At 67.6% G+C, this 17,427-nt stretch carries 16 protein-coding genes; 8 read left to right on the forward strand and 8 right to left on the reverse strand.

Annotated features, from left to right (window positions below; all coding sequences use genetic code 11):
* The 5 genes from ACSSVZ_RS14885 (at nt 1) to pldH (ending at nt 4,943) form a co-directional block, all read left to right on the forward strand.
* Nucleotides 1–1,089 (forward strand): putative B6 ABC transporter permease subunit 2, encoded by a 1,089-nt coding sequence (locus ACSSVZ_RS14885; protein WP_453971411.1) that lies wholly within the window; start codon nt 1–3, stop codon nt 1,087–1,089.
* Between the two features lie 3 nt (nt 1,090–1,092).
* Entirely contained in the window at nt 1,093–2,028 is a 936-nt protein-coding gene (locus ACSSVZ_RS14890) for a putative B6 ABC transporter permease subunit 1 (protein WP_453971232.1), read from the forward strand.
* A gap of 58 nt (nt 2,029–2,086) precedes the next feature.
* Nucleotides 2,087–2,893, forward strand: a complete 807-nt coding sequence (gene pldA, locus ACSSVZ_RS14895) for a 4-pyridoxolactonase (protein WP_453971233.1) — start codon at nt 2,087–2,089, stop codon at nt 2,891–2,893.
* 99 nt (nt 2,894–2,992) lie between these two features.
* Nucleotides 2,993–4,171, forward strand: coding sequence for a pyridoxamine--pyruvate transaminase (gene ppaT, locus ACSSVZ_RS14900; protein WP_453971234.1), 1,179 nt, complete (start codon nt 2,993–2,995; stop codon nt 4,169–4,171).
* Nucleotides 4,172–4,196: 25 nt separating this feature from the next.
* Entirely contained in the window at nt 4,197–4,943 is a 747-nt protein-coding gene (gene pldH, locus ACSSVZ_RS14905; RefSeq protein WP_453971236.1) for a pyridoxal 4-dehydrogenase, SDR-type, read from the forward strand.
* Nucleotides 4,944–5,005: 62 nt separating this feature from the next.
* Here pldH and ACSSVZ_RS14910 read toward each other — a convergent pair whose 3' ends face one another.
* The 8 genes from ACSSVZ_RS14910 to ACSSVZ_RS14945 all read right to left on the reverse strand — a co-directional run bounded on the left by ACSSVZ_RS14910 (nt 5,006) and on the right by ACSSVZ_RS14945 (nt 12,836).
* A complete protein-coding gene (locus ACSSVZ_RS14910) occupies nt 5,006–5,776 on the reverse strand; it encodes an ABC transporter ATP-binding protein (protein WP_453971237.1) in 771 nt (256 codons plus the stop codon).
* A complete protein-coding gene (locus ACSSVZ_RS14915) occupies nt 5,773–6,567 on the reverse strand; it encodes an ABC transporter ATP-binding protein (protein WP_453971239.1) in 795 nt (264 codons plus the stop codon). Before ACSSVZ_RS14915 ends, ACSSVZ_RS14910 begins: the two co-directional genes overlap by 4 nt.
* On the reverse strand, nt 6,564–7,397 hold the full coding sequence (locus tag ACSSVZ_RS14920) for an ABC transporter permease (protein ID WP_453971241.1): 834 nt from the start codon (nt 7,395–7,397) through the stop codon (nt 6,564–6,566). The genes ACSSVZ_RS14915 and ACSSVZ_RS14920 overlap by 4 nt, the downstream gene beginning before the upstream one ends.
* Entirely contained in the window at nt 7,394–8,383 is a 990-nt protein-coding gene (locus tag ACSSVZ_RS14925; protein ID WP_453971244.1) for an ABC transporter permease, read from the reverse strand. Before ACSSVZ_RS14925 ends, ACSSVZ_RS14920 begins: the two co-directional genes overlap by 4 nt.
* Nucleotides 8,384–8,420: 37 nt before the next feature.
* Nucleotides 8,421–10,028, reverse strand: coding sequence for an ABC transporter substrate-binding protein (locus ACSSVZ_RS14930; RefSeq protein WP_453971245.1), 1,608 nt, complete (start codon nt 10,026–10,028; stop codon nt 8,421–8,423).
* A 468-nt stretch (nt 10,029–10,496) separates the two neighbouring features.
* Nucleotides 10,497–10,823: a hypothetical protein gene (locus ACSSVZ_RS14935; RefSeq protein WP_453971247.1), complete on the reverse strand. Its 327-nt coding sequence runs from the start codon at nt 10,821–10,823 to the stop codon at nt 10,497–10,499.
* Nucleotides 10,824–11,014: 191 nt separating this feature from the next.
* A complete protein-coding gene (locus ACSSVZ_RS14940) occupies nt 11,015–11,278 on the reverse strand; it encodes a hypothetical protein (protein ID WP_453971248.1) in 264 nt (87 codons plus the stop codon).
* A 340-nt stretch (nt 11,279–11,618) separates the two neighbouring features.
* Complete coding sequence (locus ACSSVZ_RS14945) at nt 11,619–12,836, reverse strand: alpha/beta hydrolase family protein (protein WP_453971250.1); 1,218 nt, start codon at nt 12,834–12,836, stop codon at nt 11,619–11,621.
* A gap of 548 nt (nt 12,837–13,384) precedes the next feature.
* On the opposite strand from ACSSVZ_RS14945, the gene ACSSVZ_RS14950 reads away from it, so the two are divergent.
* The 3 genes from ACSSVZ_RS14950 (at nt 13,385) to ACSSVZ_RS14960 (ending at nt 17,368) form a co-directional block, all read left to right on the forward strand.
* Complete coding sequence (locus tag ACSSVZ_RS14950) at nt 13,385–14,329, forward strand: TAXI family TRAP transporter solute-binding subunit (protein WP_453971252.1); 945 nt, start codon at nt 13,385–13,387, stop codon at nt 14,327–14,329.
* A gap of 76 nt (nt 14,330–14,405) precedes the next feature.
* Complete coding sequence (locus ACSSVZ_RS14955; RefSeq protein ID WP_453971254.1) at nt 14,406–16,355, forward strand: TRAP transporter permease; 1,950 nt, start codon at nt 14,406–14,408, stop codon at nt 16,353–16,355.
* Nucleotides 16,352–17,368, forward strand: coding sequence for a ketopantoate reductase family protein (locus ACSSVZ_RS14960; RefSeq protein WP_453971256.1), 1,017 nt, complete (start codon nt 16,352–16,354; stop codon nt 17,366–17,368). The genes ACSSVZ_RS14955 and ACSSVZ_RS14960 overlap by 4 nt, the downstream gene beginning before the upstream one ends.
* The last annotated feature ends 59 nt before the right edge of the window (nt 17,369–17,427 follow it).

The following is a 17,427-nucleotide window of genomic DNA, read 5'->3' on the forward strand; positions in this document are numbered from 1 at the left end:
ATGGGCAGCCTCTCCGCGGATCAGGACACCGATGCACCGGCCGGCGGGCCGCACTGGATCCGCCCGCTCGGCAAGCGGCTCCTGATGACCATCGGACCGGTCGTGATGGCGCTCGCGCTGGCGGGTCTCCTGCTGCTGGCGCTCGGCGTCGATCCGCTGCGCTACTACACCTACGTCGTCCAGCGCGGGCTGCTGTCGCCGACCGGCGTACAGCAGACGCTGACGCGGATGGCGCCGCTGCTGATGCTGGCTGCCGGGATGATCGTCGCCTTCCGCGCCGGCATCTGGAATCTCGGCGGCGACGGCCAGTTCCTGCTCGGCGCGGTCGCAGCCGCCGCGACCGCGCCGTTCCTGATTGAGGTGATGCCCTCCTGGGCCACCTTGCTCGTGGCGATGGTGATCGCGACGGCGGTCGCGGTCGTCTGGTCACTGGTTCCGGCGCTGCTCAAGGCCTACCAGGGCGTCAACGAGATCATCACCACCTTGATGATGACCTTCCTCGGCGCCTCGCTCGCCAACGTGCTGGTCAAGCTGATCTTCCTCGACCCGGCGACCACCGTGCCGCAGACCCGCACGCTGCCCGTCGCCGACCGGATCCCGCGCCTGTTCGACACGACCATTTCCGGTGGTCTGGTCGCTGGGCTGGTGGCGATCGTCGCCGTGCACCTGATGATGACGCGCACCTCCTTTGGCCTGAAGCTTCGGATCGTCGGGGCGAACCCGCGCGCCGCAATCCATGCCGGCCTCGACGTACCGGCCCTTACGGTGGCCGTGTTCGCGCTCTCGGCCGGGCTGTGCGGCATGGGCGGCGCGCTCGACGTGCTGGGCGTGCAGGGCAACGTTCGCGCCAACTGGAATCCCGGCTACGCGCTGACGGTCATCCCGATGGTGTTCCTGGCGCGCTTCAACGGCTTCGCGGCGATCGCCTTCGTGGGGCTGCTGTCGGTGCTCTCGATTGGTGGCGAGAGCGCCGCCCGGCGCATGGGCGTGCCCAACGACTTCACCCTGGTGCTGGTCGCCATCGTGCTGATCGTGCTGGCGATCGCCGAGTACATCGACCATCGCCTCAAGTCGCGAGCGGGGAGCTAGGACATGGCGGACCTGTTCTCCAGCGTCTTCCTGGGGGCGCTCCTGTTCGGGGCGGTGACCGCCGCCGTGCCGCTGCTGCTCGCCGGCCTCGGCGAGCAGATGTCGGAGAAGGCGGGCGTCCTCAACATCGGCATCGAAGGCATGATGATCTTCGGCGCCTACACCGGCTTCCTCGGGGCTTGGCTGTCGGAGTCCATGTGGCTCGGCTTTCTCGCGGGTATGGCCGGGGGCATGGCGGTGGCGCTCATCATGGTGATCCTCTGCGTCCGGTTCGGCCTCAACCAGATCGTCATCGGCATCGGCCTGACGCTCGGGTTCGAGGGGCTGACGGCGCTGCTGCACCATTTCCAGTTCTCGCGCACCTATCCGCGCCTGCCGGCGGCGCATCCGGTCGTCATCCCGGTGCTGTCCGATCTGCCAGTGCTCGGCCCCGCTTTCTTCCGCCACCACCTGATCGTCTATCTCGCCGTGGCGCTGGTGGCGGTGCTGGCGTTCGTCTACCGGCGTACCCAGCTCGGCCTCAATCTGCAGGCGGCGGGCGACAAGCCGGCGGCCCTCGACGTGACCGGCGTCAACGTGACGGGGACCCGCGCCTTCGCGGTGATGGTCACGGGCGCGCTCGCCGGCCTCGGCGGCGCCTATCTCGCCAACGTCGGCGCCGGCCTGTTCGTGCCCTTCATCACCAACGGCGCGGGTTTCCTGGGCATCGTGCTGGCGATGCTGTCGCGCGGCCGGCCGCTCTGGGTGCTCGTCGGCGCCTTCGTCTTCGGCCTGTGCCTGGCGCTGACGACCGCGCTGCAGGTGGCAGGCGTGAACATTCCGACCGACGTGATCCAGATGATCCCGTTCCTCGCCGTCATGGTCATGCTCGTCGCCTTCGGCCGGCGGTCGAGCCTGCCTGCGGCCCTTGGACTGCCCTACGAGCGCGGCGTGCGCTGATGGTTTGACCCTGCAATCCGCCGCCTTCGGGCGGGCCCACTGTGAATGGAGGGCACCCATGTCAGATACCAAGGTTTACCTGCTCGACGGCGGCTCGCTGGTGCTCGACGGATTTCACGTCTTCTGGAACAAGGGCCCGGGCGGGGAGGTCCGCTTTCCGGTCTATTCGATCCTGGTCGAGCACGCGGAGGGCCGGTTCCTCATCGACACCGGCTACGACTACGACCACGTCATGAAGGTGCTGCCCTTCGAGAAGCCGATGCAGACGGCCGATCAGACGATCCCCGGCGCGCTCAAGCTCATCGGTCTGGAGCCGAAGGACATCGACGTGGTCTTCAACTCCCACTTCCACTTCGATCATTGCGGCGGCAACAAGCATCTGCCCGACGCCAAGAAGATCTGCCACGTCTCGGAGGTGCCCCAGGCCTGCAACCCGCAGCCCTTCGAGCGGCTTGGCTACTCCGACGTCAGCTTCTCCGCCGAGGCGGCCGAGGCGCGCGGCATGACCGACCAGCTCGCGGCCGGCACCACCGCCCAGAACTCCACCTTCGAGGGCATCGAGGGCGACGTGGAACTCGCCAAGGGCGTGAAGCTGTTCTTCACGCCGGGCCATTCCATCGGCCACTACAGCCTGATGGTGACCCTCGCCAACCGGCGACCGATCCTGTTCACCATCGACGCGGCCTACACCCAGCAGAGCCTGGAAACGCTGTGCCAGGCATCGTTCCACATCGACCCGGTGGCCGGCGTCGCCTCCATGCGCCGGGTGCAGCAGCTTGCCGAAGAGCACGACGCCGAGCTGTTCTTTTCCCACGACATGGAGAACTTCAAGACCTATCGCAGCGGCACGCTATTCTACGAATAGGACCGGGTTCGAACGTCGTCTGCGCCGCGTTTGGCGGTCGGAATCCGACCCGGCCAGTCGTCGATCAGGCAAGTCCCGCCATCGGGCAATGAGGATGAGATGCGCTATTCCAACGAACGGCCGCCGGTGATCACCCTGACGTCGGGTCCGGTTAACGCCTACCCGGAAGTCCTGCAGGGGCTCGGACGGCCGGTGCTCTACGACTACGATCCCGCCTTCCAGGCCTTCTACGAGCGCGTCGTCGACAAGGCGCAGACGGCCATGCGCCTGTCGAACCGTCCGGTGATCCAGCAGGGCGAGCCTGTGCTGGGGCTCGAGGCCGCTGCCGCCTCGCTGATCACGCCGGACGACACCGTCCTCAATCTCGCCTCCGGCGTCTACGGCAAGGGCTTCGGCTTCTGGGCGCTGCGCTATTCGCCGAACCTCCTGGAGATCGAGGTTCCCTACAACGAGGCGATCAGCCCCGACGCCGTCGCCGAGATGTTCCGCAAGCATCCGGAGATCACCGTCGTCTCCGCCTGCCACCACGACACGCCGTCGGGCACCATCAACCCGATCGACAAGATCGGCGCGATCGTGGCGGAAAACGGCGCCTATCTGATCGTCGACGCGGTCTCCTCGTTCGGAGGCATGGACGTGCATCCGGAGGCGTGTCACGCGGACCTCTTCGTCTCCGGTCCCAACAAGTGCCTCGGCGGGTCGCCGGGCCTCACCATGCTCGGCGTCAGCGAGCGCGCCTGGGAAAAGATGAAGGCCAACAAGGCCGCGCCGCGCGCCTCGATGCTCTCGATCGTCGACTGGGAGAACGCCTGGTCGAAGGACAAGCCGTTTCCGTTCACACCCTCGGTCGCCGAGATCAACGGCCTTGACGCGGCCCTCGATCTCTACCTCTCCGAAGGGCCGGAAGCCGTCTGGGCCCGCCACGCGCTGACGGCCCGGGCGACCCGCGCGGGGTTGAAGGCCATGGGTCTCACCATCTGGACGGCGAGCGACGACATCGCGTCGCCGACCACCACGGCGGTGCGCACGCCCGACGGCATCGACGAGGCGGCGCTGCGCCATGCGGCACGCGAGCGCTACGGCGTGGTGTTCTCCGCCGGCCGCGGGGCGACCCTCGGCAAGCTGACCCGCATCGGTCACATGGGTCCGACGGCCCAGCCGATCTACGCGATCGCGGCGCTCACCGCCTATGCCGGCGCGCTCGGTGCGCTCGGGCACAAGGTGAGCGTCGGAGACGGGATCGATGCCGCGCTGGCCGTCATCGACGGCGCGGCCTGAGTTTCATGACGCAAGGGAGCAGGACATGAGCGACAGATTGGCGGGCAAGACGGCGCTGGTCACCGGCGCGGCCCAGGGCATCGGCAGGGCGATCGCCGCGCGGCTGGCGGCCGACGGCGCGACGGTGATCATCAGCGACCTCAACGAGGCTGGCGGCGTGGCGGCCGCCGAGGCGATCGGGCATGGCGCGAAGGCCATTTCCGCCGACGTCTCCAGTCCGACCTCGGTGACGGCGCTGTTCGAGGCGATCGACGCGGAGATGGGCTGCGTCGATATCCTCGTGAACAACGCCAGCATCGTGCCGTTCATCGCCTGGGACGATGTCGACCTTGACCACTGGCAGCAGATCATCGGGACGAACCTCACCGGGACCTTCCTGGTAAGCCGGGCCGCCACCGACCAGATGCGGGCCAAGGGCAAGCCCGGCCGGGTCATATCGATTGCCTCGAACGCCTTCTTTGCCGGCACGCCGAACATGGCCGCCTACATCGCGGCGAAGGGCGGCGTCATCGGCTTCATGCGGGCGTTGGCGACCGAACTCGGCGCGTACGGGATCACCGCCAACTCCGTCACGCCAGGCCTTACCGAGAGCGACGGCGTGAAGACCAGCCCGCACATGGCGGCGTTCGACTTCGTCGAGATGCTGCAGGCGGTGAAGGGGCGGGGACAGCCCGAGCACATCGCCGACGTGGTGGCGTTCCTCGCCTCCGACGACGCGCGCTGGATCTCCGGCCAGACCATCAACGTCGACGCCGGCATGGTCCGCTACTGACCGTTTGTTCCGGAGCCGGTCTCGCTGCCAGCTCCGGGATCTCCATCCGATTGGGAGTGGACCTACATCAGCCGCGGCGTCGCCGCCACGAGGGCCTTCGCCGTGTCCGACTGCGGGTTCGCGACGACATCGGCCACCGGTCCGGTCTCGACGATCCGCCCGGCATCCATGACCGCGACCCGGTGGGAAATCACCCGCACCACGGCGAGATCGTGTCCGACGAAGATGTACGCGAGACCCTCGTGCGCCTGCAGCTCGGCAAGCAGCGTGAGGATCGTCCCGCGCACCGACACGTCGAGGGCGGACACCGCCTCGTCCAGCACGATCAGCCGGGGATTGGTGGCGAGCGCCCGGGCGATCGCCACGCGCTGGCGCTGGCCGCCCGAGACCTCGTGGATGTGGCGGCGCGCGAAGTCGGTGGGAAGCCCGACGCGCTCCAGCAATTCGGCGATCCGGCGCGGGCGCGCGGCCCGCGCGACGATCCCGTGGATGCGCAACGGATCGCTGAGCGCCCCGCCGATGGTGGCGCGCGGGTTGAACGCCGCCAGCGGATCCTGAAACACCATCTGCGCGGTGGCACGCCGTCTCCGGAGTGCGCTCTGGGGCAGCGCCAGCCAGTCCTCTCCGGCGAGCGTCACCGTTCCTGTATCCGGCTCGGTCAGCCGCATCAGCACGCGCGCCAGCGTGGACTTGCCGCTGCCCGACGGCCCGACTAGGCCCAGCGTTTCGCCCTGGCGCAGGTCGAACGACACATTCTCCAGCGCCGTCACCCGGCGACCGCGACTCTGGTAGACCTTGCCGAGATCGCGGACGGACAGGACGACATCGCTCATCGCGTCAGCTCTCCGACGAGGCGGGGCGAGGCAAAGTCGATGTGTGCGGCGATGAGGTCGCGCGTGTAGGCGGCCTGGGGCTCGTGGATCACCCGCGCCGTCTCGCCGACCTCCACCAGCTCGGCCGAGCGGAACACGGCGAGGCGATCCGACAGGCCGGCGGCGAGCGCGATGTCGTGGGTGACGAACAGCAGCGTCATCGCCTCTTCGCGCACCAGCGTGTCCAGCAGCGCGGCGATTTCCGCCTGGACCACCGTGTCCAGCGCACTGGTCGCCTCGTCGGCGATCAGGAGGGCGGGACGCGCCGCGATGGCGCCGGCAATCGCGATGCGCTGCCGCTGGCCGCCGGAGAACTGGTGCGGATAGGCATCCAGCGCCTGCTCGGGGTGTGGGATCCGCACCCGGGCGAGCAGCTCGCGTGCCCGCTCCCGGGCCGCCGTCCGCTTGAGGCCCAGATGGCGGCGCGCACCCTCGGCCACCTGCTCGCCGATCTTCAGCACCGGGTTGAGGCTCGATCCGGGATCCTGAAACACCACACCGATGTCGCGGCCGGCGCGGGGCGGGTGGCCGAGTCCCGGCCAGGCGATGGTTCCGCCCAGGTTTGCCGCGTCGGGAAGCAGCCCCGCGAGCGCCAGCGAAAAGGTACTCTTGCCGGATCCGCTTTCGCCGATGACGGCGAGCTTCTCGCCGGCCCGCAGGTCGAGATCGACGCCGCGCAGCGCGTGCACCGTCTGGCCGTCCGACCGGTAGGAGACCGACAGGTCCCGAATGCTGGCGAGCAGATCGCTCATGCGCGCCTCCGGCGGAACGCAAGGCTGTCCACCAGGCCTTCGCCGAACAGGTAGACGCCGAGCACGGTGGCCACCAGGCCAAGGCCGGGGATGATGGAGAGATAGGCGGCGCTGCGCAGCATGTTGCGCCCCTCCGCGATCATCGAACCCCATGTGACGCTGTTGGGATCGCCAAGCCCGAGGAACGACAGGGCCGCCTCGATCAGCACCGCGCTGGCGACGATGACCGACACGAGCGCGAGCACCGGGGGCAGGGCGTTCGGCAGGATCTCCTTGAAGGCGATCTCGGCCGGCCGCATGCCGATGACGCGGGCGGCGGCGATGTAGTCGCGCTCGCGGATCGACAGCACCTCGGCGCGTGCCAGCCGTGCCGGCCCCGGCCAGGCGCCCAGCGCGATCGCCGCGACGATGACGGCCAGCGACGGCCCGGTGACGCTGACGAAGGCCAGCGCCAGCAGGAAGCCCGGCACGATCTGGAAGGCATCGACCACCCGCATCATCGCCTCGTCGACGAGACCGCCGAAGAAGCCGGCAACGGTGCCCACCAGCGAGCCGACGACGATCGCCGCCACCGCGGCGGAGATGCCGACCAGCAGCGAGGTGCGTGCGCCATGCATCAGCTCGGCCGCGAGGTCCCGGCCGAGCTGATCGGTGCCGAGAGGAAAGCGAGGGTCGGCGAACGGCGCCAGCAGCGGCCGTCCGGCAATCGCCAGAGGGTCGCCGGGAAACACCAGCGGCGCGCACAGGGCAATGGCCGCGATGAGCAGCAGCACGACCAGTCCCAGCATGCCTTCGGGCGAACGGAGGAAACGCCGCAGAAACGTCCTCATGCGGAGGCCTCGCCGCTGCCGACGCGCGGGTCGAGCCAGGCGTAGGCGATGTCGACCAGAAGGTTCACGAGGATCACCAGCACCGCGCTGACGACGATGATCCCCATGAGCAGCGGCGTGTCGCGCGCAGCCACCGCTTCCTGGGCGAGGCGACCGAAGCCGGGGATCGCGAACACGCTTTCAATCACGACGCTGCCGCCGAGCATGGTTGCCGCCTGAAGTCCGAGGACGGTGACAAGCGGCAGCAGCGCGTTGCGGGCGACGTGGCGCAGCACGATCCGCCGCCGCGCCAGTCCCTTGGAGCGGGCGGCCAATACGAACTCCTGCCGCCAGACCTCGGCCATGCCGGCTCGCATCATCCTGAGAAACAGCGCCAGATAGAGCACGCCGAGCGCCGAGACCGGCAGCACCAGATGCCAGGCGATGTCGAGCGCCCGGTCGATGCCGGTCTTGCCCGACGCGATCGTCTCGATGCCCGAGGTCGGAAACCATCGGAGCTGCACCGCGAAGACGAGGCTGAGGACGAGGCCCAGCCAGAAGCTCGGGACCGCGTAGAGCGCCAGCGACCCTGCCGAGAGACCACGGTCCAGCGCACTGCCGGGCCGGGCGCCGGCGACGATGCCCAGCGCCGAGCCGAGGGTGAAGGCCAGCGCGGTGGCGCTGCCCATCAGCCACAGCGTGTTCGGCAGCCGCTCGAGGATGACGTCGAGGATCGGCCGGTTGAAGGCGACCGAATGCCCAAGGTTGAATTGGGCGAGCGACGACACGTAGAGAAGCAGCCGCGCGAACGTCGACTGGTCGAGCCCGTAGCTCGTCCGCAGTTGCTCCGCCAGCCCGGCGTCGCCGCCGCCAAGCGACACCAGGTAGGCGTCGACGGCATCGCCGGAGGCCAGCTCCATCATCAGGAACGTACCGACGACGACGATCAGCAGCACCGGGATGCTGCTGATCGCACGCCGCCGGATCAGCCGCAGCGTGCGTCGCATGCCGGCCGCCGTCTTGCCGCTTCCGTCACCGCGATGCTCAGGACTTCAGCCCCGTGTCGGCCCAGTTCGACACCACCCAGCGCGGGTTGTTGGCGACGTTGACCAGATCGGTCGAGGCGACCGACGTGAAGCTCCACTCCGCCACGTTGATCAGCGGCAGGTCCTCCACCACCAGCACCTGGAACTGGTCGTAGAGCTTGATGCGCTTCTCCGCATCCACCGTAACCAGCGCCTCCTCGATGATCGCGTCGATCTTCGGGTTGGCGTAGCCGCCCTGGTTGGAGAAGAACACGCCGTCGGGCAGGCCGGACTTCACCAGGTTCGTGGTCGAGATCGCCGGGTCGCTGCGGAACACCGCGGCCCCCACCGCCAGGTCGAACGTGTGGTCCTTGTAGACCGCGTTCAGGTGGGCGGGCGCGTCGTTGTTGACGATCTCCACGTCGACGCCGACGGCGGCCAGCGCCTGACGCAGATACTGGCCGAAATTCCGCGTTTCGGAGAAGAACGGCGCCGGCAGGAGCCGCAGCGAGAAGCGGGTGCCGCCGTCCTTCTTCGGGTAGCCGGCTTCGTCCAGCAGCGCATTGGCCTTGGCCACGTCGAAGGCGTAGTCCGGCACGTCGGCGTTGTAGAACTCCTTGGAATTTTGCGGGACCGGCCCGGTGGCCGCCTCCGCGTAGCCCAGGAACACCGTGTCGACGACGAACGCCTTGTCGATGGCGTGGGCGATCGCCTGACGCACCTTCAGGTTCGACAGGATCTCGTTGCGATGGTTGATCTCGACGATCAACTGGTAGGTAAGGTCCTCGTAGCCCTTGGTGACCACCTCCAGTCCGGGCACCTTGGAGATCCGGTCCAGCTCGGCCAGCGGCACCTGCGAGAAGGCCGCCAGCTGGACCTCGCCGGCCTCCAGCGCCGACGCCGCCCCCGCCCGGTCGGGCAGGATACGGAAGATGATCTCGTCGAGCTTGGGCTCGCCGTCTCCCCAGTAGGTTTCGTTGCGGGCCAGGCGGTAATACTCGCCCGGCTTGTATTCGGCGAAGGTGAACGGCCCGGTGCCGATGGGGCTGGTGTTGGCCGGGTTGGCGGAAATGTCGGTGCCCTCGTAGACGTGCCTGGGCAGCACGGCGGTGACCACCGGAAGCGCATTGCGCATCAGCTGCAGCGGCATCGGCTTGGAGAAGTGGAAGATCGCGGTGCTGTCGTCCGGCGTCTCCACGCTTTCCAGGTTGGCCAGCACCGAGCGGCCGATGTTCTGCAGCGGCTTCCAGACTTCCATCGCCGAGAAGGCGACGTCGGCGGAGGTGAACGGCTTGCCGTCGTGCCAGGTCACGCCCTCGCGCAGCTTGAAGGTGACGGTGGAGCCGTCCTCGGAGCCTTCCCAGCTGGTGGCAAGCCGCGGGGCCAGCCCGCCGTCCTCGAAGGAGGCCTCGGCCAGTGGTTCCACGACCTTGCTGGCGATGAAATAGACGCCGTTGGAGGCGACCATGGCAGGGTTCAGATTGCGGGGTTCGGAATCGGCGGCGACAACGAGCCGGCCACCGGTGGGCGCATCGGCGGCGAAGCCGAACCGCGGCATGGCCAGCGCGCCCGCCAGGGCGGTCGTGGCCTGCAGGAGTGTACGACGGGACATCATCGAAAACGACATTCGACAGCTCCTATGAAGGGCGGATGATCACCGCCCGGAATGCCGGGCCGCCCCCTGCGGCCGGCAGTACCTTGGCTCTGTGCCTTCGCTCGGCGCGTGGAGATGGTTCGAGGACGCCGAAGGCTGAACCGGAAGGCTAGTCCTGTTTGGCGCCGTCGGCATCTGATTATTCGGCGTTTTTCAGGGTCGACGTTCACGCCCCGGCGTCTCGGCTGGCCGGCCGAGCGGCGGCCGTGGTGCGGGCGCGAAACCAGTCAGGATGGCCCTCGTGTTTCGGCCGCACTCCGACGGGACGCTCTGCAGTCAAAGCAAGCGCCGGGCCATCGCAGAGATGATCGGTTGCGGCAAATGGACGAAGATGGTCGGACGGAGCTGCGTCGAGATCGCGCCGGCACCGGGCCCGAGGGGCTCAGGCGCTCGGTCTATGGGCACGGGCCAGATCGGCAATGTCGGCCCGAGCCCATTCGGTCAACAGCCGATCTCGGCGCGGATGGCGTCGACCTCTTTCTTGGAATGGCAGACGTTTTCACAGGGAATGCCGTCATTGTCGCGGTCGGCTCCCGCATAGCCGTCACACCACATCTGAACGGCTTCGCGGCAGCTCGAGACAGACTTGCAGGTTCTGCGGGCGGCGATCAGGCTGACGGGAGAACGGCCCCCGTCGAGAGGCAAGGCCGCTCGCACACTGGCGCCCGGACGCTCGGCGAGGCCGACTTGCCGGGACGCGTCCGACTTTCCGGTCCCGGGCGCGACGATTGCCGCCACCATCAGGCCGGCGACCATCAACTTGCGCATGTTCCTATTTCCCTTTTCACCACAAGGGCGAAAAGGACCGCGCAATGCAAGCAGTGAGCGATCGTCTGCCGGCCGCAAGCCGGGCAGGGAACGACCGTCACCGAGTGCGCGGGGAGGCGGTCCGCAAGGGGCCGCGCACCGTATTCAGGCCATTCGGGCGCGGTCGCGCAGGCGGCTCGGCCGCCTGCGCCTCACCTCCACCCGGCCCGGCGCTTGCCGGGGCCACGGCTCCAGACAAGGTCCGGCTCGGCCCGCTGCACGTGGCGATGCCGTCGCAGCGCGGTCTTGCGCACCGGCCGAACGGCCTTCAGCGCGGCGCGCGGTCGCGTCACCGTCTGCCCGTCCGCCAGGACGAGCGAGGCGTCGCGGGCATCGATTGCTGTGATCCGGCCGGTGCGAAGGGCGCCATCGACAGTGACGCTGGCGACATCGCCGACCCTTTGAAGTGCTCTCATCGGAAATCCCTCCTCTTGTTGGCTGCTGGCTTGGCCGTTTCAGCGTGCCAAGCAGGACAGGAGACGACACCTGCTCGAGGACGCGTTGGCCGTCCTCGCAGCCACTTCCGCCGGCCGCCTGTTCCGCGTGCCGGGGCCTGCCCCCGCGTGGACGTGGGGCGATGTTCGCCTCCTCCGCCTCGTTTAGGGTAACAGGCTCCAACCCCGATCTGGTTCCACCAGGATCGAGAAAAAAGGGGGTGGCACGCTTGATGTCGCGCATCGTGCCCCCGTTGCGGCACTCGCTCAATGGTTCGCGTTCCGACGTCCATCCGGCTGCGGTGTGGGGCGGGACCGTCGGCTACAGCGAGTCGAACCAGGTTTTCCACTGAGGAACCGCTTTGGCGAAGGTCCCGCGATGCGTCGTCGCCCCGGTGGAAACGGCGTCGACGGTGGGGTTACCGTTTCCCATCGCTCGCTGGTAGGTCATCGCCAGCCGGCCCAAACCTGTGCTGATCGCCTCGTCGGTCTCGCCATAGTAGGTGCGCACCGGAGATCTGATCACCCAACGATAAGCCTCGGTCTGCGCGAGCAGCCGGCCGTAGGCCGATGCCGCAAAGAACTGCGGATCGAAATATTGCGGCTTGATCAGCTTGTGGAGATCCGTCGGTATCTCGGACGGGTCGAACGGCTCGCGCTGATACGCCTTGAGCGCAAGCTCATAGTACTCGTCTTCGATAACGGACCGCGCGAGGCCCGGCACACCATAATAATTTTCGAAGGAGAACGCCGACAATATGAAGAGGCTGTTCACCCAGGATGCATCGTTTGGCCTCGGGAAATTGAGGAAGCCGTTCAGCGCCACGAACACGTCCACCGGTGCGCTGGCTGTCGCGGCGGCGGAGACCGTCACCTGAGCGGATTCGAGCTTCTCCAGGAATGCCATCGTGACGAAGCCGCCCTGCGACCAGCCCGTGAGGAGCAGATTGGTGCTGCGGATGTTCATATGGTCGAGCACGGCTCCGCTCGCCATCAGCATATCGTAGCTGGCCTGCTGATGGCTTGCCTTCACCATGTAGCCTTCAGGCTCGTTCGAGGTGCCCATGCCGAAATAGTCGGCGCCGAGGACGACGTAGCCTTGTCCGGCGAACTGCGCGATCATCAGCTTCGTTTCCGGCGATTGATCCGGATAGGACGGCACCTCCTGCTTCCAGTAAACGGTGCCATGCTGATACGAGACCGTCGGAAAAGCCGTGCCGCCGGTGGCGGGAACCGCAATGAGACCGGTTGCCGTGATCGGCGCGTTGCCGCGTTCCGGGATCACGGAGGAGTAGGTCACGCGATAGAGATCGACGGCGTTCACCGCGGGCGTATAGGAGACCGGGATTCCGGAGAAATCGGGCGTTTCCGTCTGGAGGATCTGGTTGAGCCGCGCGGCGTCCCAGTGTGCGAGGAACTGATACTGGACATCGGACGCGATCCGAAACGGCTCTTCGTCCGCCGCCCGGGCGGGTGGGGTGATCCAAGCCAGTTGTGCGGCAATCACGGTCGTTGCCAGGGCCTTGATCAAGATCGGCATCAGGTTCCTCCGGTTGGGCAGTCCCACGCATATCGCTGCATCGCCGGCTGATCCGGCCGATCGGCCACCCACGTTGTCGCCGCGATCTGCCTTACCGCAACGGCCGGCCAGTTGTGAGTCCGAACGCTGACTTTGATTGCCCAACGGGGAATGCCGCTTGTTCCGGACCCTCTTTGGACCCATCGCCGCGACGGCAGCGGCTGGGTGCCGGCGGCCCAGCGATGCGGACAGGCCCGGCAGATTTCCCGGCACAGCCTAGGTGTTTCGTCGCTCCAATCCGCGGTTCGGTGGGCGCTTGCGTTGGCCTGGTGATTGCTCTTTTATGTTTATGAATTCGATTCAGGAGGGTTAAATGATCGGGTGCGGCCCGGGAAAGCACACGACAGCTCAGGCCGCCACCTGATCCGCCCCTGAAGCCCCGGTGCGCACGCGAGCCACCTGTCGCGCGCCCGCCGATGTCGCCGCCAGGCGACACGGGGCCGATACACCAAGAGACGAGCGCGGCTGAACCGCGCCGCCACGAGGAAACGGAAGAGGAGAGGAAAACGATGAGGCTTCCACAGCTACTAGCAGGGGCGTTCTGCGCGCTCTTTCTCGGTTCGGCTGCCCATGCCCAGCAGCTCGGCATCGGAACCATGGGGCAGGGCAACCTCGGCTATTCGATGGGATCGGCGATCGCCAGCGTGCTCGCCAATCACGACGTCGAGGCGATCGTCCAGCCGTCCGGCGGCACGAGCACCTATCTGCCTCTGATCGATGCCGGCGAACTCGATCTCGGCATCGCCAACGTCATCGAATCGGGAGAAGCCGCCGCCGGAGAGGCCGGCTTCAAAGGGCATCAGCTCGGCAATCTGAGGGCGGTGTCCGTGCTCTTCCCGTTCCGGGTGGGCGTCTTCGTCCGCGCCGACAGCGACATCAAGTCGATCGCCGATCTGAAGGGCAAGCGCCTCGCCTACGGCTACACCAATCAGGTGACGCTGAAGAACATTCTCGACGCGATCCTTGCGTCGGAGAACATCACCGAGGCCGATTTCACGCCCGTGATGGTGCCCACCGTGGTGCGCGGCATGGACGACGTCGCCTCGGGGCGGGCCGATGCCGGGTTCTTCGCCGTCGGCGGTGGCAAGGTCGCGGAGGTCGACGCCTCGGTCGGCGGCCTGCGCATGCTGCCCCTCTCGACGGCGCCGGAAGCGGAAGCCCGCATCCAGGAGAAGATCCCCGCAGCCTACGTCACCGAGGTTCAGCCCGCCGCGGATCTCGCCGGGGTGAACGAGCCGACGCCGGCCCTGGCCTACGACTACGTCCTTCTCGCCGGCACCCACGTGCCCAACGAGCAGATCGCGGAGGTCGTGCGCGTGCTCCACGACAATCCGGATGAACTGGCGAAGGCGTTCGCACGCTTCGATGCGTTCGATCCCGACCAGATGAAGAAGGACCTGCCCATCGAGTATCACGATGGCGCGAAGCAGGCCTATCAGGAGCTCGGCCAGTAGGCCGACCGCTTCATCGGACGTATGCCGGCCGCAGACCGGGGTTTGCGGCCGGTTTCCCGTTCATCAGGACCTGACCATGACCGACGCCAGCAAGTCTGCCGAGGCGCGAGAGACGCGCGGCCAGCGGCGTGGCCCGCTCGCCGATGCGCTCGCGACGGGCATGACGCTGACGGCCGTGCTGTATGCGCTCGACTTGCCGCAGCGGCTCGGTTTCGCGCCGTTCACCGAGCAGTATGTCGCGGTCATCCTGTCCTTCGTGCTGCCGCTCGCCTACCTGTCGCAGCCGCGCTTTCCGGGACGTCTCGTCTGGATCGACCGGGCGGCGGCGCTGGCGGGTTTCCTGGCCTGCTGGTACATCGCTGCCCGCTATCCCGTCTTCGTCAACGAACTCGTCTACAAGCCGCTCGACGGGGTGATCGTCGCGACCCTCATCGTGGTGCTGATGGTCGAGGCGGTGCGCCGCGTGACTGGGATGGGGCTGACGATCATCGTCGTTGCCTTCATTCTCTACGCGATGATCGGCCATCTCGTGCCGATCGGCATGTCGCGCCAGATCCTGCCCGATCGGCTGGTGATCTATCTGGCGATGGACACCAACGCGATGATCGGCCTGCCGCTGCTGGTGGCGACGACGGTCGTCTATGCCTTCATCTTCATGGGAACGGTGCTCGCCCGCTGCGGCGGTGGCGAATTTTTCAACGATCTGGCCCTCGCGCTGGTCGGCCGCACCCGCGGCGGCTCGGCCAAGATCGCGGTGGTCTCCTCATTCATGTTCGGCAGCGTCTCCGGCAGCGCGGTGGCAAATGTCGTCGCCTCCGGCGTGGTCACGATCCCGCTGATGAAGCGGGCGGGCTACCGCCCCCACATGGCGGCGGCGATCGAATCGCTCGCCTCCACCGGCGGCCAGCTCGCACCGCCGATCATGGGCGCAGCCGCGTTCCTGATGGCGGAGTTCCTGCGGATTCCCTATTCCACGGTCGTTCTGGCAGCGGTGATCCCGACGGCGCTCTACTATCTGGCGCTGTTCTTCTACATCGACCTGGAGGCGGCCGAGCGCGGCCATCATCTGCCCGACGACGTGAAGATCCCGAGCGCGCTGGCGGTGCTGCGCGACGGCTGGCATTTCGTCGTGCCCTTTGCGGTGCTCATCTACACGCTGTTCTGGCTCAACTGGCGGCCCGAGCTCGCCGCGCTCGCCGGCGCCGGCGCGTTGCTGCTCCTCTCCACACTGCTCTCCTACCGGGGCCGAAGGGCCGGCTTTCTCGATATCGTCCCGATCCTCCGCGACACCGGTTATGCGGTGCTCGAGGTGCTGGTCATCTCGGCCGCGGCCGGCTTCGTGATCGGCGTCCTCAATATCTCCGGGCTCGCCTTCTCGCTCACGCTGATGCTGGTCCAGATGGCGGGCGGCAGTCTTCTGCTGCTGCTTGCGGTGGCGGCCGTCGTCAGCATCGTTCTCGGCATGGGCATGCCGACCGTCGGCGTCTATGTTCTGCTCGCGAGCCTGATCGGTCCGGCCCTCGTTGAAGCGGGCATCAACCCGATCGCGGCGCACATGTTCCTGCTCTACTACGGCATGCTGTCGATGATCACGCCGCCGGTGGCGCTCGCAAGTTTCACGGCGGCCTCGCTCGCCGGCGCGGACGCCTGGAAGACGGGCTGGCAGGCGATCCGGATGGGCTGGATCGCCTATCTGGTGCCGTTCATGATCGTGTTCGAGCCGGGCCTGGTGATGCAGGCCTCGCTGCCGATCATCGTTTGGCACACCGTCGCTTCGCTGGCCGGCGTCGGCTTCGTCACCGCGGCGATGCGGGGCTTCTTCGTGCGCCGGCTCGGTCTCCTCGAACGGGCGGTCCTGGCGGTCAGCGGGCTGGTCGCGGTGCTGCCGGTTCACACGGTCATCGGAGTCCCCTACGTGAGCAACGTCCTCGCGCTGCTGGTCGGCCTCGCCATCGTCGGCTGGGCCTATTTCTCCGGGCGGAGCGGGGGGCGACCTGCTTCGGGCTCCGAGCAGGCAACCTCATGACCGGCGCTCCTGCCGACAGTCCGGCCGAAGCGGGAGCACTGCCCGACATGCGGATCCTGGTCGTGGGCTGCGGGGCGATGGGTGGTCTGTTCGCCGGCTATCTGTCCCGGGTCGCTCACGTCGTCGGGCTGGATACCAACAGGGAGCACCTCGCTGCGATCCGGGGCGAGGGGTTGAAGATCGCGCGGGGCGGGGACGAATGGACGGCCCGGTTCGACGTGACCGACGATCCGGGCTCGCTCGCCGGCGACCGCTTCGATGTGGTTCTCTTCATGGTGAAGTCCGGGGCGACGGCGCCGGCCGTCCGGTCGCTTGCGCCTGCGCTGCGGAGCCGGCCGGTCTTGCTCACGCTGCAGAACGGCATGGGCAACGCCGAGGTGCTGACGGAGCTTGCGCCCGACCTGCCGGTCGGTCGCGGCGTCACCATGGAAGCGGGACGGTATCTCGGGCCGGGGCGGATCGAGCACCTGATTCACGGACAGCCGACGTGGATCGGTCCGGTGCGGGGCGCGGCGGGCGCGTTTCGCCCGTTTGCCGAGGCGCTGACCGCCGCGGGCCTGACCGCCGAGATCATCGACGACCCGATGGGCGCGGTGTGGTCGAAATTCCTGTTCAATGCGGTGATGAACCCGGTGGGCGCTCTGGTCGGAGGATACAACCCGGCGCGCTACGAGGTGGCGGACGTGCGGGCGCTGATCGACGACATGGCGGGCGAGGGAACCGTCGTGATCGAGGCGCTGGGCGGCCGCTTCGCCTTCGATCCGATGGCCTTTGTGAAGAAGGTCCGCGCGGGCGAGGTTCCGCTGTCGTCGCACTGCGGCTCGATGGCGCTCGACATCGCACGCGGCGTGCCGACTGAGATCGAGGAATTGACGGGCTTTCTGGTCCGCGAGGGCGATCGCCTCGGGATCCCGGTCGCGGCATGCCGCACGGTCTATCGACTGGTGAAGGGCCTCGAGTTCGCCGCTCTGAATGACCCCCGGAGACAGACGTCCACGGGCAAACGTCAATAGGCGGGGAGACCTGAGCCCGCCTGCCGTCCCCTTGCCGCGTGACGACCCGGCGGCTGGGT

Source organism: Amorphus sp. MBR-141, from assembly GCF_053628695.1.

What these genes read in the sequence shown, in the direction of transcription:
- ACSSVZ_RS14925 (WP_453971244.1), bottom strand. Translation starts at nt 8,383, where the DNA reads ATGCGACGCACGCTGCGGCTGATCCGGCGGCGTGCGATCAGCAGCATC.
- ACSSVZ_RS14960 (WP_453971256.1), top strand. Translation starts at nt 16,352, where the DNA reads ATGACCGGCGCTCCTGCCGACAGTCCGGCCGAAGCGGGAGCACTGCCC.
- ppaT (WP_453971234.1), top strand. Translation starts at nt 2,993, where the DNA reads ATGCGCTATTCCAACGAACGGCCGCCGGTGATCACCCTGACGTCGGGT.
- ACSSVZ_RS14915 (WP_453971239.1), bottom strand. Translation starts at nt 6,567, where the DNA reads ATGAGCGATCTGCTCGCCAGCATTCGGGACCTGTCGGTCTCCTACCGG.
- ACSSVZ_RS14935 (WP_453971247.1), bottom strand. Translation starts at nt 10,823, where the DNA reads ATGCGCAAGTTGATGGTCGCCGGCCTGATGGTGGCGGCAATCGTCGCG.
- pldH (WP_453971236.1), top strand. Translation starts at nt 4,197, where the DNA reads ATGAGCGACAGATTGGCGGGCAAGACGGCGCTGGTCACCGGCGCGGCC.
- ACSSVZ_RS14955 (WP_453971254.1), top strand. Translation starts at nt 14,406, where the DNA reads ATGACCGACGCCAGCAAGTCTGCCGAGGCGCGAGAGACGCGCGGCCAG.
- ACSSVZ_RS14940 (WP_453971248.1), bottom strand. Translation starts at nt 11,278, where the DNA reads ATGAGAGCACTTCAAAGGGTCGGCGATGTCGCCAGCGTCACTGTCGAT.
- ACSSVZ_RS14910 (WP_453971237.1), bottom strand. Translation starts at nt 5,776, where the DNA reads ATGAGCGATGTCGTCCTGTCCGTCCGCGATCTCGGCAAGGTCTACCAG.
- ACSSVZ_RS14950 (WP_453971252.1), top strand. Translation starts at nt 13,385, where the DNA reads ATGAGGCTTCCACAGCTACTAGCAGGGGCGTTCTGCGCGCTCTTTCTC.
- ACSSVZ_RS14930 (WP_453971245.1), bottom strand. Translation starts at nt 10,028, where the DNA reads ATGTCGTTTTCGATGATGTCCCGTCGTACACTCCTGCAGGCCACGACC.
- ACSSVZ_RS14945 (WP_453971250.1), bottom strand. Translation starts at nt 12,836, where the DNA reads ATGCCGATCTTGATCAAGGCCCTGGCAACGACCGTGATTGCCGCACAA.
- ACSSVZ_RS14920 (WP_453971241.1), bottom strand. Translation starts at nt 7,397, where the DNA reads ATGAGGACGTTTCTGCGGCGTTTCCTCCGTTCGCCCGAAGGCATGCTG.
- ACSSVZ_RS14885 (WP_453971411.1), top strand. Translation starts at nt 1, where the DNA reads ATGGGCAGCCTCTCCGCGGATCAGGACACCGATGCACCGGCCGGCGGG.
- ACSSVZ_RS14890 (WP_453971232.1), top strand. Translation starts at nt 1,093, where the DNA reads ATGGCGGACCTGTTCTCCAGCGTCTTCCTGGGGGCGCTCCTGTTCGGG.
- pldA (WP_453971233.1), top strand. Translation starts at nt 2,087, where the DNA reads ATGTCAGATACCAAGGTTTACCTGCTCGACGGCGGCTCGCTGGTGCTC.